Origin of the sequence: Liberibacter crescens BT-1, from assembly GCF_000325745.1 — a bacterium.
GTDB lineage: Bacteria > Pseudomonadota > Alphaproteobacteria > Rhizobiales > Rhizobiaceae > Liberibacter > Liberibacter crescens.
Genome location: NC_019907.1, coordinates 1,013,381 through 1,032,296 on the forward strand (window position 1 = coordinate 1,013,381; position 18,916 = coordinate 1,032,296).

An 18,916-nucleotide genomic window follows, 5' to 3' on the forward strand; every position below is an offset into this window, starting at 1 on the left:
AAAGATTAGAATGATAAACGATCAATCTTGTGTAAAATTATCTTATTAAAATCCTGATTGAATCCATGAAAAAATAAGATTTGTAAAAAGAGATATCTGTCCGCCAATAAAAGGAGAAAAAACAAAAAGAGATAGCAAAACCGCAACAATTTTAGGAATAAAAGTAAGGGTCATTTCCTGTATTTGAGTTAATGCTTGAAAAAAAGCTACCAAAAGCCCTATAATCATTGCAGATAAAAGTACAGGGGAACTTGCAATTAAAATCGTCCATATTGCCGTTTGGGCAATTTCTAAAACATCTACCTCATTCATTTAAAATAATCTCAAACTGGAAAAATACAGCCTCATTAAGAAAAAAATTGCACTAATTAGAAAGAACAATTCCTATCTCAACAGGAATTTTCTGATGATCAGAGGTCAAAGCCACTAACCCTGAAGGAGTCAATTCCACAGAAGAAATAACTCCTTTCTTAACTCCGTCCAGCCCAATAATTTTTTTACCAATATAGCTCGCAGCTTGTGCAAGACGGTTACTATTCAGCAATTCTTGCAAATTAGAATTAACTTTTATGCTCTCTTCTACTTGAGAAAAAACAGCAAGTTGTGCTATCTGCTCACTAGCTTTCATTGGTTCTGTTGGATCCTGATGTTTTATTTGAGCAACAAGAAGCTTTAAAAAACTATCGTAATTAACTTTTTTTTGAGCCCCTGAACTTTTAACTTCATTCTTTAAAGGGAAAATCCCTGCATTTATTTCCATAAAGCAATCTCTTTCTGAATATATTCAATAGTAGACGAAAATACTTCATCTTGAATGATAACCTGGGTTTCTATGTCATAAAAAGACCGGATTATTTTTAAAGCCTCAAAAAAACGTCCTGACATCACTAAAAACTCAACCCGTTTAAGTGCTACGAACATTTCCTCATTACAGGCACAAGCCAATAACATTCCAATAGTTTTTTGAAAAAAAGACAATGCATAGTCTTTTCCTGCTGGATTAATTAAGATCATCTGCACTATGAAATATAACTGACGTAATGGAGTAGTCGTTTCTTCTTCTTTCAGGATATGATGTTCGAGCATAAAATTAATATCATTCAAAAATTCAAGGATTACCTTGCGATCTGCGCGCAGAACAGCACCATTGATAAAAAGCTTCTCGCCATTTTTAAGTGAAATTCGCAAGGAATTCTTCATTTTAAGCCATCCCTAACCATAGAAATGACATCTATAATACTTTGATAATCTGTTGATTCATGGCGACGAATTCGTTCACATTCTTTCAAAATCCAAAAACCAATAGAGATAAGCTGAGCCCGAAGATCCTCAGATAATTTGTTATCATCTCCTTGCAAATCTTCAATGAAAAAAACCCAAACACGCGTTGTATAGAAAAGAGCCTCATGGATTATATTATGAACCCCGCCTTTACAATCACGCGCCTCAGATAACAAAGATATAGACCGATCAAGTATCAAACGCTCACGTTTCCTGGCTTCAACCATCGAGCTTTGCATATTTTCCTCATAACAGGAATGATACATGGCCCTATCCTTTACTAATGAATTTTTCATGATTAAGTATCAAAGGTAATTTGCGATACTGAGTTTTAAAAGTTTAGCAGTCATTGAATAAGACAAATCTAATCGCATGATCTCCTCTTGAAGATTTACAGAAAGTTCATCACGATTCACCCCAACTAATTGAGAAAAATATTTTTGTAGCACTTCTTGCTGATTATTAAGAACCATATTCGTTTTATGAATTCTTGATTGCATAAATCCAAGATTACTTCTCTGTTCATTAATGCCACCTACAACCTGACCCGCATAAGAAACAACCTTCTCATTAATTATATTAAGTGCTTCTTTCCCAAGATCTTTCTTTAAAAGCTCTACAGAAAGAACAGAAAGAAGAGAAAATTTCCTAACAGCGTCTACGTTAACATTTGTTGAAACTTCTCTATATTCAAACTTATTAATACGACTATATATATTTTTACTAGAAGCATTTGACCAATTTTCAGACCAATACTTGTCATCTGCAAAAGATTTTTCCAGTTGATTTATAAAATCAAGCATCTGAGCACCATTCATAGCAGAAGGTTCTGTTTCACCATTAATTCCTTTGATATTATTGTCCTCTAAAAATTTTTTAAGAGCACTATCAAAGGCCTTTTTAGCCAATGAATCTTTACTAAAATAATCTTTTAATGGCTCAACTCCGCTATTTATTCCAGAAAAAATATACTTGCCATTAGCAGATGTATTTGCAGAACCTGTAAAAGAAGATAATCCATCCTTTACAGTATTAATTACCACCTCTAGCATTGATGGATTAGAATTTCCGCTTGCTACTGAAACTGTATTAAGAATATCCTGAGCTGTTGTCGCCATATTCTCAAGTGCTTTTTGAGAAAGATCCAAACGAGTTTCTGTCAATGCGTTATTGTTTAGAAATGATTTGATACAATCAATCTCTTGCCTCATTTCAAGTGTTTCAGCTGCACGCATGCCTAATTTTGTACCAAAATCTGCATGTTGCTCGGTTATAATCTCCTTGTACGATTTGTTAATTTTATTAGAGGTTTCCTTCATAAAAGAACTAGCTCTCTTATGAAGAGATAACATTGAAATGTCTGTAGTTTTCATCATTGATCAAATCCTCCTTAACAGCGTTTCCATCATCTCATCAATAGATGCAATAAGTTTCCCAGACACTTTATAAGACTGCTCTACCTGAATAAGAAAATTGAGTTCTTCTTGAAGGTTCACTCCTGTAATATTGGAGTAAGAATCCTGGATATGATTAAACATTGCAGAAGTTTTAGTAACAGCATCATCACACTCAGCGCGGCATTGCTCCAACCAGCCTATTGAATTCTGTCCATATCGCAGCAAATTGGTAAAAGTATCTATTCCAGCTGTAGAATCGAATTTAATATCAACATTCATTTTTGACCAATAATGATCAACAAGATTAGAATATTGACTGAATTTCTCCTTATTCCAGGTATAATCATTTCCCTTAGAGCCACCATCTCGAATAAAAGATGGGTGTTCTTGATATTTAGAATCAACCTGAATAGATTCAGCTAACCCTTTTTTTAAGTTTCCAAGCAAAGGTACCTGTATATGAGCACTACTAAAGAGCCCTGAAACCTGAGGAGAGAGATTAGCATCTGTTGGATTACTCTCGGCAAAAGTTACGATAAGTCCTCTCGCTATTTCATCAAGCTGATTTTGAAAAACAGGAGCTATTTTATTACGAATTTGTAAAAGAGCTTCTATTTTACCTTTTGGCTGTATATTAACATGGTTAGAAAGAACAATCTTAACGCCATCAATATAAACATCCTTTCCCTCAACAGAAGCATCATAGAATGCAGTTTGTTCAAAAGTTACTTCACGAGGAACAGTTTCAAATAAAGTAATACCAGTATTAGTATACACTACTAAATCATTATTGCCTCTTGTAATTGTTGATATTCCAACAATTTGAGAAATCTGTTTTAATATTGAATCGCGCTTATCCAAAAGATCACTATTATCTTCTCCTAAAGCAGTTGCTGATTTAACAGCATCATTCATACTCTTTAAATCAGATAAAAAATCGTTTAACCTGGAAACTTCCAAATATATATCTTCATCAGCATTTGCACGAAGTTTTTGAATAGCCTTAGAAGAATTTTTAAGAACCTTGCAAAGCTCTTCAGCACTATCTACAACCATTTCAGCAACAATAGTTTTAGAGGTATCATTAGAATATATTTGGAGATTTTCTTGAAATTTTGCCAAAAAAACAGACGGAGAATTTTGATAATCATTTCCTCCCATAAGCATCCTTATATAATCAAGACCCTCCATAAGGCATCTCTGACCTGTATCAGAAGAAGTACTCTCTAAAAGCTTATGAAATATATTGGCATTCTCGGCACGTTCTTTAGCGACAACTGTTATTCCTTTTACAATTGTCTTGGTAACAGGATTCTGACGGACATAATTATCATTACCTGAATTTTCAATATTTTTAACAAGAATTCCCAGACGCGTACTCGCATTGCTAAAAATATTTTGTGCCTTATTCAAAGCCGCTGAAAGAGACATATTAAAAACTTTCTGATATAAAAAATTTATCTTTTAAGATTAATAAGAACATCCAAAATTTCAGAACCGGTCTGAAAAACTTTAGAATTTGCAACATAGTTACGTTGTGCTTCTATAACTTCAGTTAACTCATGCGCGATATCCACATTAGAACTTTCAAGCGCATTAGAAATAATTTCTCCACAACGGCCATTACCAGCAAAGCCAATACTTATTTTACCTGAATTGTGAGTCGGTAAATAAACATTACCGGTACAGGATTGTAGATTATTGATGCTGGGAACACTGGCAAGGGCCAAACGATAAATTGGCGATTGAGCACCATCCCCATAAACAACGCTAACAACACCCTGCTTATTAACGCTTATATTTTCTATCATACTAGGAGCTTGACCATTTACTTCAGTTTTTTGTGGAATAAATCCTCCCGCAAGTTGTGTTGTCTTGGAAAGATCAATCTCTATCTTTTGTGGAACACCGAATGTATTATCAATAAAAGATATTTTATTCTTTGAAAGAGGCTTCAAACGTCCGTTAGAAAGATCAAATGACAAAATTTCTGATGCTAGTGGGGAAACGTCTACCCCTTGATTTTGATACGGAAACCCTTTTTGAGTGGCCTGATCCTGACGAAAAACTGTCACTTCCCACTTTCCATTGTCATTTTTTGTATAATATAAATCGTAAATTACATTGGAACCAAGTGAATCATATGCAGAAAAAGAAGTCTTATGTGTATATTGAGTTAAAGCTTTATTATCTTTAGGAGAATCTCCCGCAACAGAATGAGCATCTTTATCAAGATTTGCAGGAATAAATGCATAGGTAGTAGGCTCTGCTTTCATCTCCAGACTTTTAACATTAACCTTATGTAATCCGGCAAAACTATTGATAACCGTAGACGAAGACTGTTCATTATATGGGTATGCCATTAATATATAGCCTGCACTATTTTGTAGGTAACCTTCGTGGTTAACCTTGAAAGAACCAGACCTTGTAAGATGTGGAACCTGCATGCTATCCTTGACAATAAAAAAACCTTCACCATCAATCGCTAAATCTGTATTCGATACCGTATGAATTAATGTTCCCTGTTCAGATATAAAATAATTCATGTTCGTTTCTACGCCACCAGAAGAATAGGAGCCAGTAGATGGTACAACAAATGATGAAAAAGAAGCAGACGTCCTTTTATAACCTACTGTATTAACGTTTGCGATATTATCACCTACCGCAGTTACACGGTTAGTTTGCGCATTCATACCAGAAACAGCAGTTTTCATAGTTCCAAAAATACTCATCGTCCCTCACCTTCATGTTTTATATCAACATATACTATATCTCTTGTGTGAGACTGACACATCTATGAAGCCAATAAATGAAAAATCCAGTTATGTTGAATCAATTCCAATCAATGGAATATCCAAGAAATCTCTTAGAATCCACTGGATCAAATCCCAATTTTTTGCGTAATTTTTTACGTAATTTACTAATATGACTCTCTACTACGTTTTCTTCGACTTCATCATCAAAAAGACCATAAATAGCACTAAAAATTTGTGTTTTAGCAACTCGACGCCCACGATTGGCAATAAGATATTCCAGAATTCTGCGTTCCCGACGTGGCAAAGGAAATACTTCCCCTTTTATCTCCGGATCACGTCCATCAGAAAATACACGAATTGGCTCTACATCATTAGAGTCAGTAATTTTTTTAACTCGACGGCGAATAGCGGCTATACGTGCTAATATTTCACGATGATGAATAGGTTTACGTACAACGTCATCAACACCACAATCAAAAAAACTTAAAGTTGTCTGCAAAGATGGATGATCATTGATAGCAATAACCGGAACTTGTGAACGTTCCCTTATAACCTTTAACAATTCCAGTGTCCGCTGCCCCTGACCTATTAAAACAGCTTCAACTGCGGCAATGTCTTCAGATGATAAACATTGAATCCATTCTTCAAATTCTGAAGAATGAAACCCTACCAATGATACACCTTCACTTCCAAAAAGAGAGACATAACCTTTCTTAACCAACTCACGATCATCAACTAAAACAAGCATTTACCTGCCTCCGAATCATATTATGCCTTGTTAGTCTATCGGTACGAATGAGACCCATAATGATCAATTGCAGGAAATCACTGAGATAATTTACTAGTTGCCTCAATGCTTGTTTTAATATTATCTAAGAATAAATATTGTATGCAGTTATAAAAAATAGTTGTTTTTCTTAATAAAAAAATAAATCATCAGAAAACTTCATAAAAATGGAATATCTAAAAGAAAAGATCCTAAATTATAAACCCTTAATGCTACGATCAATTTGAAAAAGACCGTGAAAAGAAAAAATATGATATTTTATCACTTTTTTTATAGTTATCATCAGTAATACTGACAGCAACTTTATCAAAGTTATAATACGAATGAAGTATTTTAATAAAAATGAAATTATTCCTTTATTGAATTTTATTTTATTATCTAAGAATATCTTTTTAATAAAAAATTCAGTAATAAATAAAAAACACCTGAAAAATCCATTCATTCAAAACAGGATCCCTGCACAATAAAGAAATAAAATGAATGTGATATCAATTTTTGATTAGAAAACAAGGTTTTATATATAGACATACCCGATATTCATATCAACTATACCAGATAGATTATCAACATCCTGATTTTCATCCTTTCCTATAACACAGTATGCAGATGTATTCTTTTTATTCCATATCTTATTATTTTGCTTTTTATTCCCAGAAAGATCTTCTGATTGTTGGAAATGTTGCAATGGAGAATCAGAATCCATTTGAGTTTCACTATTATTAACAGAGTTTTCTATAATAAGATTTACGTCTAAATAATCTACGATATACCCTTGTAGCTTAAGCGTATCTAAAATATTTTTACGTTCAAAATAAAGCTGTTTATAAAGTTGATTATTCTCTACCCCAAGAGTAATCACCAAGTTATTTCCTACCAAACTCAGGGTAGCAGTTACATTTCCAAGACTTTTTGGACACATTTCAAACTTTAAAGTATTTATCGTATTTTTATGTGTACCCTGAAAACCTATTATGCTATAATTTAATTGCATAGCTGTTCTCCAGCTAACGTCTTCAACAATGTTCTTAAAAATGGTCATACAATTATATGTATTGGTTCCACAAAAAATATTGCTTCCTAAAAGTGCTGTTTTTGTTGATAATGGGAAAGTATCCTCCAAAATATCCTTTTTTATCGCATGATTATTTTGTAATGATACGCCAGTCTGGTTATAAGCCTGAAGCTCAAACGAGGTATATTTCCTATATTCTTGATTAAGCTTGACACTATCCTTTTTTACTTGAAATTTTGGGAAAAATGGTTTCTCTAAAAATAGAGTTTCCTTTTTTAATTGCTCTTTATCTCCTTCCTTTTTTTCCTTATTGAAAAGGAAATGTAAAAGATCATCATCTTTATCTTTTTCTAAACTATCGGTAAAAAAGCTCTTGTTTTTGTGTTTTAATGCTTTTTGACAAGAAGTATCAGAAGAACTCTCAGTCAAACTTTCCTTACTTTCTTCAGAAAGTCCTATATTAAAGAATTCACTCTTCATTGGCTGCACCTGCAGCATGGAAAAAAACTCATTTTCAAATTCACTATCTGTTTCTTCACTATCAAGAACTGTTTCCTGAATTTTATCAACAGAAGTTTCATCTGATGTTTCAATAGAAAATGCTTTGCTTCCCGATGAATTTAAATCAGAAATATTCCCTATCGTCTTTATTTCCTCTGGTAATTTTTTTAAAAAAAACTCAAAATCATGCTGTTTTCGATCTTTAAAAGATTGCAACCTTTCTCCTGATCTAGGAGAAGAAAAACTTTCTTCTGCAATATGATTCTTACAAATAGTATTGGTCATAGTCTTCTATTTTCTCCCAACATCTGATCAAGCGCATCAAGTTTATTACGACTTTCTATAATAAAAGACGAAAAATTTACATCTTTAGATTGAATATTTTTTTGTTCAGAAACAACACCTAAATCTTTTTTTGAGATTCCATTATAATAAGAATTATTTCCTCTAATTTCATAGAAATCTATTAAAGGGGAACGCAGAATTTCTTTGATTAAGAATTTTGCAGCCATTTTCAAGGATCTATCTTGAGAAGAAAGATCCTTATCTGAAATACTTTCCAAATTATGTTCAATAGAACGTATATCTGAGAAAGGTAATTTAACAAGCTCTTCATAAAGACGTATAGTAGAAGAAGAGTGATCAGATAAATTAACAAGTGCTTTAAGCTGCTCAGTTGCTATAATCCCTAATGATCTCTTGTTAGAAATTATTGCATAACGAGCAATTTTAAAAAAAATATTGTATTTTTGAACAGGACTTAAAAAGGACGTTATTTCTAAAATATCATTTTTTTCAATTTTTATTGTATCAGAAATAAAAAGTTGTATTAACAACCGCGCAAAATGCTCAAAATAAGTCGAATGTGAAAAACGACGTACATATTGTTTTGCATATCTTATAGCATTTTTTTGCATTCCTTTACGTATTGCTACTGCCAACGAACGTCTCAAAGCTATTTCTTCTAAAATTGTCCCTGGAGACAGTAAACGAACCTGATCAAAGAATTGTAACGACCTGGAAGAATGGGAAACCATCATCATATTACCAAAAAGCAAAGCCATATATGGTACAATTGGTCTCCCATCAATCTCTTTTTGTAATTTCTGAATCTGTACATTGTTTAATCTTGCTGTACCTGAAAGATATTGCCTTAAAAACTTTATAAAAGAAGTATCAAAGTATCCCTTTGTATCCTTTGATAAAAAATATTCCAATGTTAAAGGATTACCTCCAATCATAGAATAAATTAAAACAGCCTCAACATTACGTTGATCTGAAAAAGCATCTATATTTGTCTTACGTAGCTGTATATCCATGTCTTTTATCATTGAACTACGTATATTGACATTTCCTTGTATAGCTGTATCCATAACAGTCTGAAGAGAACGTATCAAACGATACGGTGGTAATACATTGTCAGCTTCATATCCAATAGCAAATTCAGGAACTAGAATTCCTATAGTTAAAATCGCAAAAAAGATGATCTCTTTATCAATCATCATCATCTACTCATTTTTTTCTTGAATTAGGATCTCAATGCGCCGATTTGCTCCATTTAAAGGATCATATCCTACTTTAAGTTGATTATTTGCAAAGCCTGAAATATGAGATACATTCTTCCTATCAAATCCTCCATTAACAAGCATCTGATATGCACTGTATGCGCGATCAAGAGAAAGACGCCAATTATCGCCTTTACCAACACGAAATGATCGTGAATCTGTGTGCCCCCTAATGATAATTGATACGTTTTTTTCAGAGAGAATCTGACCTATTTTTTCTATTGTCAAAACTGTTTCTTTCAAAGGAATATGAGAACCTACATCAAACATAGGAGAATCGTCTTGATCAGAAAGAGAAACAAGCAAACCACTCTCTATTGGCTTGACAGTAATTTTTTCTGTAAAACGACCAACCAAACCCGAAAGCTGACTATCAATAACGTTTTTTAATTTTTGTGCTTCGCTCTCTTTTTGTAGGCGATCATTTTCACGACTCTTATCTTTTAAACTTGAGAGAGAATCTGCATGCCCTGTCGCATTCTTTTTAACTGTATTGATATCTTGTATTATAGGAGCCTCAAAACTCTTTAGAGTTGGATAGTTTTCTGGATTATCATTATCCAAAGATGGCACTTGAAGCTGTTGCTTCCAGAAATTTTGTGCAAAAGGATCTACATAAGCATCATAGTTTTGTAGATTTTTCGAAAAATAAGCTTTATTATCCTCCTTTTTTTCCTTACCAAGAACTTCAGAAGCAGTATCCTGCTCATATTCTTCCAGAATTGGAAAAATTTCTTTTGAAAAACCTACTTCTGAACCATCGAATTCCTCACGGGGAAAAAACCCATCATCAAAAGAAAGATCCTCTTTTTCTTGTAAATTGTGATCTGATTGATGGTCACTTTTAGATTGTTTCTCTAACTCTTTCGCAGGCTCTGTTATATTCGAGAAATTGATAGGACTAAAATAACTAGCAATTGCAAGCTTAGTTTTTTCATCAGCAGCATTGACAAGCCACATTAATAAAAAAAAAGCCATCATTGCAGTCATAAAGTCAGCATAAGCAATTTTCCAAGAACCAAACGTTTCTCCCAGAGTATACTGAGGAATTCCCTGTTTCTTAATAATAAGAACCTGATGATTATCCTGTATCTTGTTCATATAAGACATTTTCTTTACGCTAGAATTTTCTTTATCTCTGCAGCCCAAGAATCAATACGCGATACAATAACATGACCAGAAATTTCAACAGATAAGCTAACTTGATCACTATCACTAACAATATGGCGTACCATATTTGAATATTCTTCAAGTTCCCGTTCTATAATAGAATATGTTTTTTCTGATCCATGAATTATTATTGCGCCACATTCTCCATGCTTAAGTGTTTCAAGTACAAATTCTGCCATTTCAAATGCAGCTTTACGTGCCAAGCCTTCCTCTAAGACAGGAACCAAGGCTTTAAAAACCTTAGTTTCTAAAAAATCACGTAATGATTGTATAATTTCTTTAAGTCCAACAGAAATTTTTTCCCCTGCACGTCGTTCAAGAAGTTCACGTAAACAAGAAATCTCATTAAGATGCATCTTTTGAATATCAGCATTTTTACTCTCCCAATATTCTTTCAGTTCACGACTAGCTTGTGCATAACCTTCTGCATAAGCTTTCTCTTTTTCTGCTTTGACTTCAGAAAAGGAAAGAACAGGAATCATATCAGAACAACACTGCTCTGAGACATTCGAAGTATCAACAACAGGCATATTAACCTGACTAAAATCTTTTAAGTAACGAGACAGCATTTTTATCCTGCATTATAGCATAAAATAAGAATTTTTTCTATACAAAGTATATTCAAATAACTATTGTTATTATTTTTTGTCTCAAGCTTAGAAAACGAAACTTACGTGAAAATTAAGAAAAGCAAAATTATCCTTTTCTGAAGAGCCATTTTTAAAAATGACTCTTCAGGATCTCAATATTTTATTAAATGCTACTTAAAGAGCATCAGAAGACGTTGAGAATTACTATTTGCCATAGATAAAGATTGAAGTGCTAATTGTTGTTGCGTTTGCAATGCAGCTAACCTGCTTGACTCTGCTTCCATATCAGCATCTACCAATCGACCGATCCCTTTTTTGATGGAATCTTGCAAAGTATGTATAAAATCTTCCTGTAGTTTAATACGAGAATGTATGGAACCAAGTTTTCCAGCAGCAGCAGTCATGGCTTGCAACTGGTTATTAACAAACTTTACCATATTTTTGATACCACCACTTTTGGTATACATACCATCGCTATCAGCTTTGGTGATATCTAAAGATACGACTGAATAATCCATCTCAACATCTTGACTTTTTTCCTTAGAAACAGCTTTGTTTCCTATATCAATATAATAAGATTTTGCACCTGCATCAGTAAAAACTGATACTTTTCCAATTTCCTTTGCACCAGCAGAATCCTTCACCGTGAGCTCTGTCTCTGAGGCCTTAACCCAAACATCATCTTTTACTCTGATATAAGTAGCAGCCGCTACAGGTGTTCCAGGTGCTCCAGATCCTCCAGATGTTCCAGCAGCTATCGTGCTAATACCATTTTTTGCGTCAAAAGATGCTCCTTGACCCTTCAACCATGCAGCACTTGCAGTTGCGAGATCAAAAGTTTTTGTATGTAACTTCCCATCATCAGTATCGACATATTGTACATCAATCTTGGCCATTTTCTGCTCAAGATTACTCATTGTATATTTGCTATCAAGAATACCATAATTCTTTTTATCGACAGAAGAAGTAGTATCAAACAATACACTGCCGGTATTGAGCTTATATTCAATGTTCTTAATCGATATGGCGCCATTTTCTTCTCGTACAAAAGAACTAACAACACTCTTGGAAATAGAAGCGGAAGGAGAACCAAGAGAAGCCTTCAACCAGTTTTCTCCATTAAATGAAGCACCTTCAGCAATACTATGCAATTGATCCTGCAGCTGATTAATCTCTTCTTGAACAGAAACAGTATCAGTACCATCTTCAGTTGCTGCAACCAATTTGCTCTTTATGTCAGTTAATACTTTGATAGCATCATTCATTGAATCTTTAGCAACATTTATTTTTGAGGCTCCAAGCCCAATAGCATCAGAAACAGCGGAAAGTGCCTCACTGTCTGATCTCATTATTGTTGCAATCGACCAATAAGCTGCATTATCTGCAGCATCTGCTACACGTAAACCTGATGAAATACGTTCTTGTACAGACTTAAGATCATTATTGGTATTTCTGAATATAGAAATTGCCGACATTGCATGTTCATTGGTTAAAATACTACTCATAATTATATGTCCCTTGAATATAAAATTAAAATTATAGTTAAGAAATAAGGGGGGACATGCCGAGTATCTTATCGGCTATAACAGGACGGTTTCATACCTATTCATTTCAGTTAATCTTTTATTTTTTAACTGGAATTCATTCTGTTATGTAACTTTTTAAATATACAGAGTGATAGCTTTATATTTGTTTAATATTTTGGAATCATTCTTAAATTTAATCTCAATATAAAAAATAATGCCTTTAGTTTTAAAAAAGAAAGAATGATTTATATCCCAATAACTCAAAAAAACAGATCTTTACCTATAAAGCATTATCTTATTAAATTAAAAACTTTTTTAGCCCATATCTGGATACAGAAGATCAATAATATAAGAAGAATCAAAACGACCACCAAGCATCCCATAAGTCGAACGCCATCCTCCAGCAAGTCTTGTTTCCAGAAAAGCATCAGCAATACGCCCTGCCCCTAAACGATAAAGCTCAGCAGCAGCAGCAGCTAACGCCATTTGTTCAATTAAAAAACGAGAAGAACCTGCATCTTTTTCACATAAAGAAATTGCTGCCTTCAGAACACCAATAGTTTTATTACCAGCCGCTCCTAAATCACGAGCAACACAAGAAAACACTTGATCAAAAAGATCTCTTCCCTTTTCAATAAAGTGTAAAACATCAAGCGCCATAAAATTACCAGCTCCTTCCCAAATCGCATTAGCAGGAGAATCTCTATATTGACGTGCAATAGGACGTTCTTCAACATATCCAGAACCACCCACACATTCCATTACTTCAGCAATAAGAGCTGGTGCAATCTTACAACACCAATATTTAGCAACTGGAGTGATAATACGTGCATAAGCAGCATCTTCAGAACTCGTATTAGCGCGATCAAAAGCATCTGCCAAACGAAATGAAAGTGCAGTCGCAGCAGCAACATCCAAGGCCATATCTGCCAAAACACGTTTCATAATTGGCTGATCAATCAAAAGCTTTCCGAATACTAAACGTCTACGAGCATAGTGAACTGCTTCTGCAAGAGAAGTACGCATACCTCCTGATGAAATCAAAGCACAATCTAATCGAGTTAAAGTTGCCATATCCAATACATGACGTAGCCCTGAACCCGGTGTTCCAAGTAAAAATCCAAAGGTATCAAAGAACTCTACTTCAACTGTAGCATTTGAACGGTTACCAACTTTATCTTTTAATCTTTGATAATGAAGACCATTAGAAGAACCATCTTCCAATAACCTTGGGACGATAAAACAACATACTCCCTCAACTGTTTTAGCCAACATTATAAAAGCATCACTCATAGGTGCTGACAAAAACCATTTATGTCCTGATAAACGATATATGCCTTCACTGACTTTCTCAGCCGAAGAAGTCGTTTCTCGAATATCAGATCCTCCCTGTTTTTCTGTTATACCAATACCAACCGTAACAGCTGTTTTCTGCATAGGAGGTTTATTGGAAGAATCATACTGACGTGAAAGTATTTTTGGTACCCAGTCTTTTTGAACTCTTGGCGAAGTCATCAAAGCCGCCACTGAAGCATTCGTCATCATCAGCGATCCTAGATGTCCACTTTCAAGTTGAGCTACCAAATATAATCGAGCTGCACGCATTTTATGAGCTTGATCACGCATTTCAGGCTTATCTTGTTTATCCCATACAGAACAATGCAAACCATCATGCATGGAACGACGCATCAATGCATGCCAAGCTGGGTGGAATTCAACTGCATCAATGCGCTCCCCACCTGGTCCGTATGAACGAAGTTGAGGAATTCCTTGATTAGCCATGCGCGCTAATTCTTGTGCAGTATGCGAAGTGACATAGCTGCCCATCTCCTCAAGTTCTTCACGTACAGTACGCGATAAAGTTGCAGTAAGATCGACAACTAAAGGATCACTCCGATATGCATTAACAGCAATACGCAGTGAAGGCTGGTTTAACCCAGCCGAAAAATCTGTTCGGTTCATCCGATTCATAGTTAATCTTTAATATAATTTTTTTTAAAATACATGAACGTTAATTATTTATCCTCGTTTAGTTCACTTGTTTCTGAAAAGAAAAAACTTTATAAAGTATGAGTTACCTTAAATAAACACGACTTTCTCAACAAAGGTTTGTTATTTTCCCTTAGTATTTTGAATATTCACCGCCATCTAAATAACAAGATAGCATATTTTTTTGGAAAAGATATCATGTATTTTTTTTCATTGCGTCATTTTATCAGTATGAAAGATCTTACTGAACAAGATATTTGTTATCTTCTTGATCAAGCAGAAGGATACCTAACAACTAATCGTCAGCGCAATAAAAAAACTTCAACTTTAAAGGGTCTTACGCATATTAACCTTTTTTTTGAAGCATCTACTCGAACACAAACTTCTTTTGAAATTGCTGGAAAACGACTTGGAGCTGATGTCATCAATATATCATTGAACAATTCGTCTATAAAAAAGGAGAAACATTTCTCGATACTGTAGCAACATTAAATGCTATGCATCCAGATCTTCTTGTGATTCGTCATCCCTGTTCTGGTACAATGAAATTTCTCTTGCAAGAGATTCATGGCCCCACTCTCATTAATGCTGGAGATGGAACACATGAACACCCGACACAAGCACTGCTTGATGCCCTAACGATACGAAGTGTCAAAGGTCATTTAGAAAATCTCATCGTCACAATTTGTGGTGATATTCTTCACTCTCGTGTTGCCCGCTCTAATATTATATTGCTTAATACAATGGGAGCACATGTAAGAGTTGTTGGCCCAAAAACCCTCTTGCCAGCACGTATAGAAGATATGGGAGTTAAAGTGTTCCATACTATGGAAGAAGGATTAAAAGACGCAGACGTGATAATGATGTTACGACCCCAGAATGAAAGGATGTTAGGAGTATTTATACCATCAATACAAGAATATTCATATTATTATTCCATCAACGTAAAGAACATCAAAATCGCAAAGGAGGATGCGCTTGTCATGCATCCTGGCCCTATGAATCGTGGTGTTGAGATTTCTTCTGCAATTGCAGATGGATCCCAAAGTGTTATTCAAAAACAAGTTGAAATGGGAATTGCTGTTCGTATGGCTGTTATACAAGAACTTCTCCGACATTAAAATACTCTCTGAAGAAACCTTATGAAACCAATTGTTTTAAATAATATACGTATCATTGATCCTTCTCGTAATCTTGATGAAACAGGAGCAATTATTATAAAAAATGGACTCATCGCAGATGCAGGTTACAGTGCTCTTAATCAGGGTTTCCCTGAAGAAGCAATAATACATGACTGCAAAGGTCTTGTTGCTGCTCCAGGATTGATTGATGCCCGTGTTAACACTGGAGAACCTGGTGAAGAATATCGTGAAACCATCGTTTCAGCTGCCAATGCAGCAGTATCGGGCGGTGTAACCTCTTTTATCATGATGCCATTTACATCTCCGGTTATTGATAGTGTTCCTCTTGTCAAATTTGTTCTGAATACAGCAAAAGATAAAGCAATAGCCAATGTCTATCCGGCAGCAAGCTTAACGAAAGGTATGAAAGGCAAAGAGATCAGTGAAATCGGTCTTCTCCAAGAAGCTGGAGCAGTTACTTTTGTTCATGGACCTTTTAGCTTTGCAAATACACAAATTCTTTATAATGCAATGAATTATACACATATGTTCAAAGCTGTTGTTACAATTGATACAAATGATTATTATCTCGGATCTCAAGGTGTAATGAATGAAGGTTTGTTATCAAGCTGGCTAGGACTATCTCCAATTATTCCAGAGTCTGAAATTATTCCTTTAGAAAGAGACTTACGTATTGCAAAACGAACAGGTGGTCATTATCATGCTCCTACTCTTTCTCTTCCTCAATCAGTATCTCTACTACAAAAAGCCAAAGAATGTGGAGTAAACGCAAGTTGTGGTGTTTCCATTAATAATCTAACCTTAAACGAAAACGATATTGGTCAATACCAAACTTCTTGTAAAATCATTCCGACATTGCGTTCTGAAGAAGACCGTTTGGGAATGATCAATGCCTTAGCTGAAGGCACTATAGATATCATTGTATCCGATCATAATCCACAAACTTCTGAAACAAAACACGTGCCTTTTTCTGAAGCAAGTTTTGGAGCAATAGGTCTTGAAACTATGCTTGCAGCTGCATTGCGTCTCTATCACAATAATCAGGTTTCTCTTATTAAACTTCTAGAAGCAATGTCGACACGACCTGCAAAAATATTTGGTATCCCTGGAGGCACTCTCAGGCCTGGATCTCCTGCAGATATTGTTGTAATTGATCTAGATTATCCATGGGTAGCAAGATCTAAAAATATGGTTTCTCTTTCAAAGAATACACCTTTTGAAAATGCAAACTTTTCAGGCCGTGTTTTAGAAACATATGTATCAGGAAAACGTGTCTATACATTAGGAGATTCTTGAATGGAATTGATTATTAACAGTAAACATCTGATGATATCAGCTATGTTTGGATATTTTCTTGGTTCTATTCCTTTTGGATTATTATTGACATATATAGGCGGATTTGGAGATGTGAGATCCATTGGATCTGGAAATATCGGCACTACTAATGTCCTTAGAACTGGGAATAAAAAATTGGCTGCGATGACTCTCTTTTTTGATGCTATCAAAGCCACTGTTTCTATTTTTATTGCTACAGCCTTTTTTGACAAAACAGCAGCTATTCTTGCTGGTTTCTGTGCATTTATAGGACATATTTTCCCATTATGGCTTCATTGTAAAGGCGGAAAAGGAGTTGCAACCTATGTAGGAACAATTTTAGGATTAAATGCTTATATGGCTATAATATTTTCAATTATCTGGCTATCTTGTGCTATATTAACACGTTATTCTTCTTTTGCATCATTATTTTCAACCCTTATGGTCATGATCATCAGCTGGACAATCAAATCAGATCCAATATTGGCAATGACATTAACATGCATGACAATAATCGTTTGGATAAAACATAAGGGAAATATACAGCGTTTAATTAATAAAAAAGAAGAAAAAATTTCTTTTGTAAAAAAATATGATTGATATCCCATCAAAACCAAAAGGAGTACCTTTAACTCCAGAACAACGTATTGCGTGGTTACGACTCATTAGAAGTGATAATGTCGGTCCAGCAACCTTTCGTGACATCATCAATCATTGCGGTTCAGCAGAGCGTGCCCTCGAAATGCTCCCTGAGTTCTCTCGCCGAGGAGGAGCAATGAAAAAAATTAATATTTTTTCACGAGAAGAGGCCGAGAAAGAACTGGAAATAGCAGATTCTTTTGGAGCACATTTCGTGGGTCTTGGTGAACCAGATTATCCTGTTGCGCTTCGTTATATAGATTCTCCTCCTCCCCTTTTAGCTGTTAAAGGAGAAATTAGAACCAGTACACTCCCTACAATAGGAGTCGTCGGAGCTCGTAACGCATCAATAGGAGGATTAAAATTTACAACTTTTATATGCCAAGGAATTATTAAAGCTGGTTATGTTATTATATCAGGATTAGCACGTGGCATAGATACAGCTGCGCATCGAGCAAGCCTTAATAGCGGGACAATCGTTGCAATGGCAGGTGGTTTAGATTGTTCATATCCACCAGAAAACATCAGTCTTTTAGAAGAAATTTGGAATGGTGTAGGTTTAGCAATCAGTGAGATGCCTTTTGGTTGGATACCACGTGCCCGTGATTTTCCACGTCGGAATCGCCTTATTGCAGGAGTAGGAATAGGCTTAATAGTCATTGAAGCAGCAAAAAGATCAGGCTCTTTAATCACTGCAAGGCTAGCAGGAGAATTTGGAAGAATTGTGTTTGCTGTCCCTGGATCACCTCTTGATCCTCGCTATGAAGGAACAAATGCTCTTATTAAAGATGGAGCAATACTCATTACCTCTCCTGAGGAAGTAATTGATGCATTAAATCCACAGATAGAAAAAAATTTCTTTTCATCTCCTTATCTTGTTGAGACTATAGAAGAAAAAAGTAGTATGGATATGCTTAAACCTAGTGAAAACGAAAGAACTAAAATAGCTCAATCACTCAGTTGTGCTCCTATTTACATTGATGATATCATCGAACACACAGGAGTAGAAGCTAATATCATTTATTTGGTTCTTTTAGAACTAGAACTTGCAGGGCGATTGTACCGTCACCCAGGTGGAATGGTATCATTAAATATGACGTTAATCTGATAAGTCATTTTTTAAATAATCGTAGAACTTTTATATCTTCTTCCTTAAGAAAAATAACTCCGTACTTATGAAACCATCCTCTTTCTTGAAAAACCGTCCCTGCTCTGTTAAACGAGATCCAAAAAAATATAATAATACG

17 protein-coding genes and 1 pseudogene are annotated in these 18,916 nt (G+C 34.8%); 4 read left to right on the forward strand and 14 right to left on the reverse strand.

Features of this window, described 5'->3' with window-relative positions; translation table 11 throughout:
• Nucleotides 1–45: 45 nt before the first annotated feature.
• The 14 genes from fliQ to B488_RS04575 all read right to left on the reverse strand — a co-directional run bounded on the left by fliQ (nt 46) and on the right by B488_RS04575 (nt 14,556).
• A complete protein-coding gene (fliQ, locus tag B488_RS04505; RefSeq protein WP_015273357.1) occupies nt 46–312 on the reverse strand; it encodes a flagellar biosynthesis protein FliQ in 267 nt (88 codons plus the stop codon).
• Nucleotides 313–364: 52 nt separating this feature from the next.
• On the reverse strand, nt 365–760 hold the full coding sequence (gene flgD / locus B488_RS04510; RefSeq protein WP_015273358.1) for a flagellar hook assembly protein FlgD: 396 nt from the start codon (nt 758–760) through the stop codon (nt 365–367).
• Nucleotides 751–1,200, reverse strand: coding sequence for a flagellar biosynthesis repressor FlbT (gene flbT, locus B488_RS04515; RefSeq protein WP_015273359.1), 450 nt, complete (start codon nt 1,198–1,200; stop codon nt 751–753). The genes flgD and flbT overlap by 10 nt, the downstream gene beginning before the upstream one ends.
• Entirely contained in the window at nt 1,197–1,547 is a 351-nt protein-coding gene (gene flaF / locus B488_RS04520; protein ID WP_015273360.1) for a flagellar biosynthesis regulator FlaF, read from the reverse strand. Before flaF ends, flbT begins: the two co-directional genes overlap by 4 nt.
• Nucleotides 1,548–1,586: 39 nt before the next feature.
• Entirely contained in the window at nt 1,587–2,654 is a 1,068-nt protein-coding gene (locus B488_RS04525) for a flagellar hook-associated family protein (RefSeq protein ID WP_041771131.1), read from the reverse strand.
• Nucleotides 2,655–2,660: 6 nt separating this feature from the next.
• Complete coding sequence (gene flgK / locus B488_RS04530) at nt 2,661–4,109, reverse strand: flagellar hook-associated protein FlgK (protein WP_015273362.1); 1,449 nt, start codon at nt 4,107–4,109, stop codon at nt 2,661–2,663.
• A gap of 26 nt (nt 4,110–4,135) precedes the next feature.
• A complete protein-coding gene (locus tag B488_RS04535) occupies nt 4,136–5,410 on the reverse strand; it encodes a flagellar hook protein FlgE (protein WP_015273363.1) in 1,275 nt (424 codons plus the stop codon).
• Nucleotides 5,411–5,510: 100 nt separating this feature from the next.
• Nucleotides 5,511–6,182, reverse strand: a complete 672-nt coding sequence (locus tag B488_RS04540) for a response regulator transcription factor (RefSeq protein ID WP_015273364.1) — start codon at nt 6,180–6,182, stop codon at nt 5,511–5,513.
• 553 nt (nt 6,183–6,735) lie between these two features.
• Nucleotides 6,736–8,019 (reverse strand): flagellar hook-length control protein FliK, encoded by a 1,284-nt coding sequence (fliK, locus tag B488_RS04550; protein WP_015273366.1) that lies wholly within the window; start codon nt 8,017–8,019, stop codon nt 6,736–6,738.
• Nucleotides 8,016–9,236 carry a hypothetical protein gene (locus tag B488_RS04555; RefSeq protein WP_144049206.1) on the reverse strand — a complete coding sequence of 407 codons (1,221 nt, stop codon included), beginning with the start codon at nt 9,234–9,236 and terminating at the stop codon, nt 8,016–8,018. The genes fliK and B488_RS04555 overlap by 4 nt, the downstream gene beginning before the upstream one ends.
• 6 nt (nt 9,237–9,242) lie before the next feature.
• The gene (locus B488_RS04560; RefSeq protein ID WP_015273368.1) at nt 9,243–10,400 is read right to left on the reverse strand and encodes a flagellar motor protein MotB; all 1,158 of its coding nucleotides are present in this window, start codon (nt 10,398–10,400) and stop codon (nt 9,243–9,245) included.
• Nucleotides 10,401–10,414: 14 nt separating this feature from the next.
• Complete coding sequence (locus tag B488_RS04565; RefSeq protein ID WP_015273369.1) at nt 10,415–11,038, reverse strand: hypothetical protein; 624 nt, start codon at nt 11,036–11,038, stop codon at nt 10,415–10,417.
• 191 nt (nt 11,039–11,229) lie between these two features.
• Nucleotides 11,230–12,564, reverse strand: a complete 1,335-nt coding sequence (locus tag B488_RS04570; protein WP_015273370.1) for a flagellin N-terminal helical domain-containing protein — start codon at nt 12,562–12,564, stop codon at nt 11,230–11,232.
• A gap of 336 nt (nt 12,565–12,900) precedes the next feature.
• Nucleotides 12,901–14,556, reverse strand: coding sequence for an acyl-CoA dehydrogenase family protein (locus B488_RS04575; protein ID WP_015273371.1), 1,656 nt, complete (start codon nt 14,554–14,556; stop codon nt 12,901–12,903).
• Between the two features lie 216 nt (nt 14,557–14,772).
• On the opposite strand from B488_RS04575, the pseudogene B488_RS04580 reads away from it, so the two are divergent.
• The 4 genes and pseudogenes from B488_RS04580 to dprA all read left to right on the forward strand — a co-directional run bounded on the left by B488_RS04580 (nt 14,773) and on the right by dprA (nt 18,777).
• Nucleotides 14,773–15,695 (forward strand): annotated as a pseudogene (locus tag B488_RS04580) (aspartate carbamoyltransferase catalytic subunit).
• Between the two features lie 21 nt (nt 15,696–15,716).
• Nucleotides 15,717–17,012, forward strand: coding sequence for a dihydroorotase (gene pyrC, locus B488_RS04585; protein ID WP_015273373.1), 1,296 nt, complete (start codon nt 15,717–15,719; stop codon nt 17,010–17,012).
• Entirely contained in the window at nt 17,013–17,630 is a 618-nt protein-coding gene (plsY, locus tag B488_RS04590; protein WP_015273374.1) for a glycerol-3-phosphate 1-O-acyltransferase PlsY, read from the forward strand.
• On the forward strand, nt 17,623–18,777 hold the full coding sequence (dprA, locus tag B488_RS04595) for a DNA-processing protein DprA (RefSeq protein WP_015273375.1): 1,155 nt from the start codon (nt 17,623–17,625) through the stop codon (nt 18,775–18,777). The genes plsY and dprA overlap by 8 nt, the downstream gene beginning before the upstream one ends.
• Nucleotides 18,778–18,916: the final 139 nt, after the last annotated feature.